We start from the raw sequence: 8762 nt of genomic DNA, 5'->3' as shown, positions 1-8762 counted from the left end.
CAGCTTGACGTTGTTGCTCTTCTTGTTGTTTGCGAGCTTGTTCAGCAGCTTGACGTTGTTGCTCTTCTTGTTGTTTACGGGCCTGTTCTTCAGCTTGACGTTGTTGCTCTTCTTGTTGTTTACGGGCCTGTTCTTCAGCTTGACGCTGTTGCTCTTCTTGTTGTTTACGAGCTAGTTCTTCAGCTTGACGTTTCTCATCTTCTTGCTTACGAGCTAGTTCCTCAGCTTGACGTTTCTCATCCTCTTGCTTACGAGCTAGTTCCTCAGCTTGACGTTTCTCATCTTCTTGCTTACGAGTTTTTTCGTCCGCTTCTTTATTTTCTAATTCCTTTTTCTTTGCGTCATCTTTTTTCTCTTCACTATTAGAAGCGACTTGTTTATTAGTTGCTTTCGTTTTTTCAGAAGAGGGACTTGAAATACCTGATAGCGCAACAAAAATGACAAATAAAACAGCTGTAATTATAAATTGTTTTTTTGCTACACCTGTTTTCTTAATAACAGATAATATTGCAAGAACAAGGAAAAATATAAATAGAATGAAACTTAAAGTAGAAAAAAATTCGACGACTGGGTGTTCAGATTTTGTTGTGCCGGTCATTATTAACATAATTGAAATCATAAAAAGAATAACAGTTGGACGACCATATTGTTTTGCTTTTCCATTTTTCTTAAAGAATGAAATGATACATAAGATTAAAAGAATGATAGCAATCAAAAATAAAGCTACACCAATATTACTCAAAATAGCCATTTTCATACCTCCATTTGTAAGATTTTCTGTATTGATTATATAAGAATTCATTGGAAATTACAGGGTTTTTAATAAAATAAAAAGATTTATATTATTTTTAATAGATAAACAAACATTTATTTTATATATAAGGAAAAATAGATTTAACTCCTATTACATTTTGAAAAGATTTTCATAGATTATAGTATCTCATTTGGAAGGAGGAGATTTGAATGGAATTTCAATTATTAGTGAATTGCGTGTTACAAGAAGGGAATGCTTACTTTTTAGTAACAAAAGTAGATGATGTTATTACGTTGAAGGTGCCAATTACAGCAGGAGTAGCGGGTTTATTTTTAGCGTTAGGTGTACCAAGGTGTTCTTAATTTAGATTTCTATAGTAAAAGGATGAGGGACAAGCCTTACCCTTTTACTATTACATAATTTTTTTATGTAAACTAAATGAGGTTTTTTCAGTTTTTTAATATTATTTTTGCCATAGCACGTTTAAAATGGACATGCATATACTATAATGTTTCATTGGCCTTTGATGATGAACGATAGTTTTAAAAAGTGTATCGAAAGTAGAAGTGGTACTCTTTTTATTAATGAAAATAGAAGAGGTGCTAGTATATATGAAAAGACGAACGTATGAAATTCCAATCGCGTTGCGAAGAGAATGGTTTTTAATAGAGTTAGCGCATTTAACAAAAAAATATGGAATCGAAATTGCAACTAGTAAAATAGAAGATGCACCATTCCTTAGAGATCAAGTTACAGAATTGAGAATAGGAGCTGGTTTGCAATACGATAAATATGATGATGAGTATATCATCGGATTTTAAACAAAGAAGCTGCGTATAAAAGGTTATTAAAGAGACCTTTTATACGCAGTTTTTTTTGTGAAGAGAAAGCTTTATTGAGAAATATTCAAAACGCTTATTGTAAAAAGGAATGAATGAATGTTGAGAGAATAACGTTTGATAAGAAAGAAATGCGGCTACTAATTTCTAATTCTAATGTATCGAAAAAGTAATTGATTAAATGGAATTTAAAAAAATTGGTGTTCAATGTAATGGTAGCGTTTTCTTTCTTGCGGAAAAGGGGGATGTTAATGGGAATTATGAAAAGGAGTATCGCATTATTTATTGTACTTTGTTTTATGAGTCCGCTGGTTTTTAGTACAAATGTACACGCGGAGGTTGTAACAGAGCTTAAGACTGGTTTTCCAGACAAAGAAGTATTTACTCCTGGAGAATGGTTTTTAGGTCAGAAACCTGCTAATTATGATGAGAATAAACCACCAATTCTCTTTGTGCAAGGAAGAAACGGTAATGCGGATAGTTGGTATGGAAAAACGGTATATCATGATATGAATGATATGTACGACTACGCTTTGAAAGCAGGCTATCAAACTGTATTTATTCAATTATACGATGCTGCGGGGAAAGGATCAGCTAGCCAATGGGACAATGGAAAATTGTTAGCACAAAAGCTTGAAGAAATTTATAATCATTTTGGTGAAAAAGTAAATGTTGTAGCTCATAGTAAAGGTGGTATCGATACACAAGCTGCGTTAGTTGGATATGGAGCGAATCGATTTGTTGGAAATGTTATTACACTTGCCACTCCGCATTACGGATCAAATTTAGCGGATTTATCATATAGTTGGTGGGCAGGGTGGCTCGCCTCTATATTAGGTCAAAAAGATGATGGGACATATTCATTGCAAATAGGTGAGATGGCAAAGTTTCGTTCTACAATAGATAATAATCCTGCAGCTAAATTAAACCGTTACTATACGGCTACTGGGACAAGCTGGGGACCTGTTTTTTCAGCATTATCTATGGGCGGGTTGTACTTGTCATCATACGGTTCTAATGATGGATTAGTGAACGAATGGAGTGCTAAGTTACCATATGGAACACATTTATTTACGGATGCACGATTTGATCATGATAATATACGAAAAGGTTCAGCTGTTTTCGCACGAATTGAGCCATATTTACGGACAGCAAATTTACCAGTACCGGCTTTATTAGCCCCGAGTAATAGTTCAGAGGAAAAGGTAGAACAATTAAACACAACTTCTAATCAAGCTATTTTAGGAGGAGAGTTGTCACAAAATCAGTGGGTAGGGCAAACTGTCGCAGTTGATAAAAAAGCAGAAGGGGTAGTCTCTGTTTTAACAGCTTCTTCGGATGTAGAAATACAACTAATATCTCCAAAAGGAAAAGTTTATACAAATAAAGATAGTGCTGTATCTACTGGTGAAGGTGAATCTCTCTTTAAAGGAGCGACTATAAGAACATTTAAATTTGATAAAATGGAAGCAGGAGGATGGCAAGTTAAAATGATGGCGAAGCAGCCGAAAGATGCATATTTAATCATAACCGATTACAAAAAAGATGCTCCGTTCGTCCTTCAAATGCCGGCAAAAGTTAAAGTAAATAAAGCAGAGTATAAACTCAAAAAATCACCTGCAGCTCCAGAAATGAAAGGCAATCTTTCAGTAACAGTAAGAGTAATTAATAAAGATGGAAAATTAGTTTCTGAATCAAATGAATCGCAAAATATTAATACAACTACATTCACAGGTGCTTTGAAAAATATAGAACAGCCAGGTGTATATAACGTTACAATTGATATGAAAGGGATGAATAAGGAAGGACAACCTTATAATCGTACGATAGTTAAATCGGTTTATGTAGAGAAGTAGGAAAGAAGGAATCTGTTTTAATAAAAAAAGTGCCGAATTCTTGTGGTAGAAGGATTCGGTACTTTTTCATGTTTATTAGATGAATAGAAAAGTGAAATGGGAGTTTATGTTCTATAAGAGGACGATAGGAATCAAAAAAACGTTATGCAATAAAAAAAGATGCGGAATTAGCATCTGAATGTGAGGGAGTAGTATTAACTTAGTTTTGTAACTGTTAATTCAACTGAATTTATACCATTATCACAAGTTATAATACTTTGATGATTGAAACCACTATTATTTCTAAGTTGAAGTGTTGAATTAGCTGGAACCGTAACAATAGTTTCGCCAACTAGTTGAAGGCATTCGTTATTTGATGAAGTATTCATTTGAAAAGCGAAATCACCTTGGTTATTAGCAAGTGGATTGTTATTTAAAAATATAGTTATGACTGGAATATGGGGAAATACAGGATTTAAGGTAGTGTTAATACTTGAAATGAAAGAAACCTTATAATCACCAGCTTTACTAAATTGTATAGTAGTCGGATTTAGTAAGGAAACTCCGCCTGCCAAAGGACCAACGTGATTAAATGGAAAAGAATCGCCAAAAGGGACAGTTATAAACTCAGTTTGCCAAAAAGTTCCGTAAGCTGAGCAGGATGGTTTATGTGAATGGTCGCATGAACATTTTTTATACGAACTGGAAGATTGATGGCACGAACACTTTTTATATGAGCTTGAAGAATGATAGTATGAACCCAATATATTACCTCTTATTATTAATAAATGTATAATATATAGTAGTTTATGTAATTGAAAAGTAATTGGCGTGTATGCTTATCCATATATAAGGTGATAGATTTGGGATAAAAAGCTGGCATAATATAAAGTGCTCTAATGAGGAGATACAGTTTTCAAAAGAATAGAACTAGAATATTATATGTAATGACTTTTGAAGAAGAAAAAGGCTGAAAACTTAGCAGATAACTCTATCCGAGGTTTTAAAATGTTGAAGTATTTAAACTTTAAGATAGTATATCACCAAAGTAAACAAGAGAAGTATTTAAAGAACAGCATTTTAGTTAAACAGAGAAATGGATAAAGTGATGACTAAGTTTCCAACTTAGTCATCGCTTTTTATTTATACAATTGAGCAGGAAGAAGGCAAAAAATATCGAATGAATGTAATTATACAGAATTGTTTGTATTTGGTATGAATAGTAGTTAAAGATACGTTAGTTATAGTTCAAACAGTAAGAAAATAGAGATTAAATAATAGAGGGAGCAACTTACATGGAAAATATATTAAAGGTATCCTCAAAATCAAGTCCAAATTCAGTGGCAGGTGCAATAGCCGGTGTACTAAGAGCAAGTGGCAAAGTAGAAATTCAAGTAATTGGAGCGGGTTCTTTAAATCAAGCGATTAAAGCAATTGCGATTGCAAGAGGTTTTGTAGCTCCAAGTGGCATTGACTTGGTTCTTGTTCCAGCGTTTCAAGAGGTTACTATCGATAATCAAGAAAGAACAGCAATCAAATTAATTGTAGGTCCTAGAAGGAAAAGATCTTAATAGCGAACACTAATATAAGGGGATTTGAAAAGGCCAATAGAAATCGGCCTTTTCCTTTTTTATTTATAATTAACCATTTTTATCGTATTGTGTAACTCAAAATAGAAATCCTTATAAAGTTAAGAATATGAAAGGGTTCAGCGATTAAGACAGTCACACAAAATATAAGGCATAGATAAATAAATTATTATATGAAATTTATTTTTAATATAAAAAGTGCATAAATGCTTGTTTAACAGTCATTCGTGGCACTTTTGTATTATACAAAATATAAAAGGTCAGAGCTGCTCATTCTTCTCCTAAGATTCAAAGATATAGGCTTATAAACCATGTAATATCAAGGTTTATAAGCTTTGTTTTTTATCAATGCTCATATTTGGTTCACATTAAAATTTTTCGGTTTTTATTTGATGTTTTCATAGGGGTTTACAATATTCTCAAAGTTTTCTGCAGCTTGTTGTTGCATGTTTTGTGTGTTATGGCTGTACTTGTCTAAAGTCATTTGAATAGAAGAATGACCTAAGCAATCCTGAGCGATTTTAGGGTGCTTACCAGCTTGAAGCATGAGTATGCCTTAAGTCGTGAACTTGAAAGATACGCTTGTTGATCTGTAAAAAAAATGCAAATTGATGTAGGTGATTTAACGGGTATTCCAACTGGTTATGACGATTTGAATAGAATGACAGCAGGGTTACAAGAAGGCGATTTAATCATTATCGATGCCCGTCCTTCGATGGGGAAAGCAGCATTTGTATTAAACGTCGCTTTTCATGGGGCAAGTGCTCATACAGCAACAGGAGTCTTCTCGTTAGAAATGGGGGAAGAACAGTTACTTTAAGCGGATGATCTCAAGTACTGGAAATATAGATGTTACGAAATTAAAGAATCCTAAAAAGCTATGTAATTTAAAAGATTGGGAAAAAATTAGTCAGGCAATGGGATTAATAAATGATTTGCCATTAGAAATTTATGATAAAGCAGATGTCACGATGCAAGAGATTTACGCTAAGACTAGGAAGCTAAAGCGTAAGTATCCTGATAAAAAGGTTTTAATCGCAATTGACTATTTGCAGCTTATTGTAGGTGACCCAAAGCACAAAGGAAATCGCATGCAAGAGATTGAAAGGTATTATATATGCTAAATAGATAATTTTGAACCTATTTAGGCAAAGATAGGTTTTATGAAATTTAAATAAAATCCTTATTTGAAAATTAAAGAGCGCCTTTCTCCCAAGGCGCTCTGACCAAAACTAATGTTGAAAAGAGATACCCAAGATATTGTATGTATGTTTTTTAGATAGGTGAAATTTGATAACAAAATCGTTATTTACTAGCAAATGAAAAGAGCACACTAATAAGTATTCTCTTTGAAAGGTTAGATTTCTATGAGTGGAGAGTCTCCATGCAATAACATATGCTTGTCTAGCTTAAATGTGACAAGTTTTTAATAAAAACGCTATTTGATATGTAAAAGTTAGAGCACTTTGGAAAGTGCTCTGTAAAGGCTATTTATTTTAAAAAGAGAGGATAGAAGATATCATATGAGGTTATTTTTAATTGAGTGTGTATCTTTTGCATAAAAAATTGCATTGTGTAGAAATGAGGAAACTAAAAAAGAGCACCATGTACAAGTGCTCTTCCAAGATAGGAGGTAACTCTATGAGCTGAGTCTAGGTTAGAAGTATATGGTGTGAAAAAGAAATAAGAACAAAATTTTATAATCAGACTAATAAAAAAGAGTAGCTAGCAAAAGCTAACTACTCCATGCATAAGAAGAATACAATGGTCATTTATATTCCAACTTGGTGTATCTATAGCATTAACATATTTTTTGAATTTATTCAGCCAGTAAACAAAGCAGTTAGCTACTTAAGCTAACTGCGATGTTCTCAGTACTGTCTTTAAAGGATATGTGATTCGGCACAATTTTATGGGAAAACTAATATGGCTGTTAGCATACCTAAAATAAAAGGGAATCAATGTTACGATTCCCTTCTTTCACTATTGCCTCCGTTAGAAAACAAAATGACTGCCCTTGTTGAGCAATCGTGTCCTTCTAACTGTTACTCTTTAGGCAGTGAATTAAAATTTGGGAGAGTATTTCTTAGTCCATCAAATACCTGTTGTACTTTGGCAAGTTTCTCTTCATCTGAGAATTTTGACAAATCATCTACTGAACTAACTCGAATACATAATGGACCAATATTTAACCGAATCAATCCCAACAATACTACCGTAGTCGTACAAGGAATGTTTATACATAGTAAATCACTATCTTCACAAACAGTGCCTTCTGGACATGTAGGGCATTCTTCTGTTTGTTGTATCGTTACATTTTCCATAGGATCTTTTCTCCTTTCTATGAAGATATTACAAGATATGAAAGAAATACCCTATCTGACATGGACAAGCATCCTTTTTTAGTTAAAGGGGTATTTGGCAGTTTATTAATTCATTCTTTAATTAACATGCAACTGTTAGTTCAATTGAATGTAAAATAATTCATATGTATAAATATATATAAATACGTTTTTAAAAAATAATTCACGAGATAATGATATTACGAAGTGTAGGAGTGAAACCCTCACTTTGGGATGAAAATTAAACTTTATAATGTAAAACCCAAAAATAGAATAGGTTTTTTATCGTATTACTTTACGTTTGAAATGCTCAATTAACATCATATTTACCCTTTTTAGGTTTGCGTTTTCTATGTTTTTCACCTAATGTTCATTGGAAGTTCCATGGTTTTCTTAATTTTTTGGTGCATCAATCTAATAAAAATAAAAGAGCAGCCAGCAATAGCTAACTGCTTAGCCCCAGGGAAGGGAGAGGAGCGATTTGTTAGGTCTAAGGTTGAAATAAGGGTTTTAGATATTAAGACCTAAATATAGTATGGATTTCAATTTAAAAGTTATGCATATAAACTGTATTCGTGCAAAAAATGGTTAACAAACAAAGCAGCTAGCTAATTAAGCTAACTGCTTTGTTCTTAGTACTTTCTCTAAAGGATATGTGATTCGCACAATTTCATAGGAAAACTAATATGGCTGTTAGCCTACCTATAGTATCTATAATTTGTGGGAATTAATTCTTGAATTTTATAATAAAGGAACAATGAAAATAAGATGGCAGACAGTTGGTAAATGAACTGCCTGCTAAATGAATGAACAAATGTGATTTGGAAAGATTGAGCTACATCTGTAATAGCTCATGAGTAGTATAGTTAGAAACTTAAAAGTTTATTCATCGGGTAAAGTGAATTGAAAAACTTCATATTGCACGACAAAGTAGCTAGCTTAATAAGCTAACTACTTGTTTTACAAAAGAAAATTAGGCCCAACAAGTAAATGATATGTAACTTTTAGTTACAGCTATAGTATAAGCAGAATTAAAAATATTATGAGTTGTGTAACTCAAAAGGGAAAGTCTTATGAAACTATGAATATCAAGGACTTCAGCGATAGGGGCACTTACACAAAATATAAGATATGGGTAAGTGATGGAAGCTTTTTACTATAAAATAATGAGCGAATGATAATGTTAATCCAATGAACCCATTGGCTAATAGGTTAATACGATGTAACGGGAAGGAGATGAAAAAATGAATAATGGTCATTATGAATACAAAAATTCTTTTCATCAGTATTATCCAAACGAGTCTTATCCTTTTGTAATGGACAACAGAAATATAGATATGAGTAGAGGGGTAAGACCACAACAATGGCAACAACTACAACAATGGCAACAGCAGCAACAACCG

General features: G+C 32.9%; 7 protein-coding genes and 2 pseudogenes. 5 read left to right on the top strand and 4 right to left on the bottom strand.

Features of this window, described 5'->3' with window-relative positions; all coding sequences use genetic code 11:
* The coding region (locus tag V7038_RS20495) for a cell envelope integrity protein TolA (RefSeq protein ID WP_335695575.1) at window positions 1-751 on the bottom strand (751 nt) is incomplete at its 3' end.
* 212 nt (window positions 752-963) lie between these two features.
* On the opposite strand from V7038_RS20495, the gene exsG reads away from it, so the two are divergent.
* The 3 genes from exsG to V7038_RS20480 all read left to right on the top strand — a co-directional run bounded on the left by exsG (window position 964) and on the right by V7038_RS20480 (window position 3449).
* Window positions 964-1116: an exosporium protein ExsG gene (exsG, locus tag V7038_RS20490; RefSeq protein WP_000395676.1), complete on the top strand. Its 153-nt coding sequence runs from the start codon at window positions 964-966 to the stop codon at window positions 1114-1116.
* A 249-nt stretch (window positions 1117-1365) separates the two neighbouring features.
* A complete protein-coding gene (locus V7038_RS20485) occupies window positions 1366-1575 on the top strand; it encodes a hypothetical protein (protein ID WP_002158072.1) in 210 nt (69 codons plus the stop codon).
* A 263-nt stretch (window positions 1576-1838) separates the two neighbouring features.
* Window positions 1839-3449: a lipase family alpha/beta hydrolase gene (locus V7038_RS20480; RefSeq protein WP_438825118.1), complete on the top strand. Its 1611-nt coding sequence runs from the start codon at window positions 1839-1841 to the stop codon at window positions 3447-3449.
* Window positions 3450-3643: 194 nt separating this feature from the next.
* On the opposite strand, the gene V7038_RS20475 is transcribed toward V7038_RS20480, so the two are convergent.
* Window positions 3644-4192: a preprotein translocase gene (locus V7038_RS20475; protein ID WP_335695573.1), complete on the bottom strand. Its 549-nt coding sequence runs from the start codon at window positions 4190-4192 to the stop codon at window positions 3644-3646.
* Between the two features lie 531 nt (window positions 4193-4723).
* Between V7038_RS20475 and V7038_RS20470 the strand changes: the two genes are divergently transcribed.
* Window positions 4724-4999, top strand: a complete 276-nt coding sequence (locus V7038_RS20470) for a stage V sporulation protein S (protein WP_002148380.1) — start codon at window positions 4724-4726, stop codon at window positions 4997-4999.
* A 403-nt stretch (window positions 5000-5402) separates the two neighbouring features.
* On the opposite strand, the pseudogene V7038_RS20465 reads toward V7038_RS20470, so the two are convergent.
* Window positions 5403-5589 (bottom strand): annotated as a pseudogene (locus V7038_RS20465) (site-specific integrase); the annotation flags it as partial.
* Between V7038_RS20465 and V7038_RS20460 the strand changes: the two are divergent.
* A pseudogene (locus V7038_RS20460) lies at window positions 5584-6120 on the top strand (DnaB-like helicase C-terminal domain-containing protein); the annotation flags it as partial. The pseudogenes V7038_RS20465 and V7038_RS20460 overlap by 6 nt on opposite strands.
* Before the next feature lie 942 nt (window positions 6121-7062).
* Here V7038_RS20460 and V7038_RS20455 read toward each other — a convergent pair.
* The gene (locus tag V7038_RS20455) at window positions 7063-7341 is read right to left on the bottom strand and encodes a hypothetical protein (protein ID WP_335695572.1); all 279 of its coding nucleotides are present in this window, start codon (window positions 7339-7341) and stop codon (window positions 7063-7065) included.
* Window positions 7342-8762: the final 1421 nt, after the last annotated feature.

Origin of the sequence: Bacillus sp. JJ783 (assembly GCF_036963225.1) — a bacterium.
Lineage (GTDB): Bacteria > Bacillota > Bacilli > Bacillales > Bacillaceae_G > Bacillus_A > Bacillus_A cereus_U.
This window is presented reverse-complemented; position numbering and strand designations above follow the sequence as displayed.

Bases quoted from the DNA above. Each gene is read 5' to 3' on its own strand.
- exsG (WP_000395676.1), top strand. From the start codon at position 964: ATGGAATTTCAATTATTAGTGAATTGCGTGTTACAAGAAGGGAATGCT.
- V7038_RS20485 (WP_002158072.1), top strand. From the start codon at position 1,366: ATGAAAAGACGAACGTATGAAATTCCAATCGCGTTGCGAAGAGAATGG.
- V7038_RS20480 (WP_438825118.1), top strand. From the start codon at position 1,839: ATGTTAATGGGAATTATGAAAAGGAGTATCGCATTATTTATTGTACTT.
- V7038_RS20470 (WP_002148380.1), top strand. From the start codon at position 4,724: ATGGAAAATATATTAAAGGTATCCTCAAAATCAAGTCCAAATTCAGTG.
- V7038_RS20455 (WP_335695572.1), bottom strand. From the start codon at position 7,341: ATGGAAAATGTAACGATACAACAAACAGAAGAATGCCCTACATGTCCA.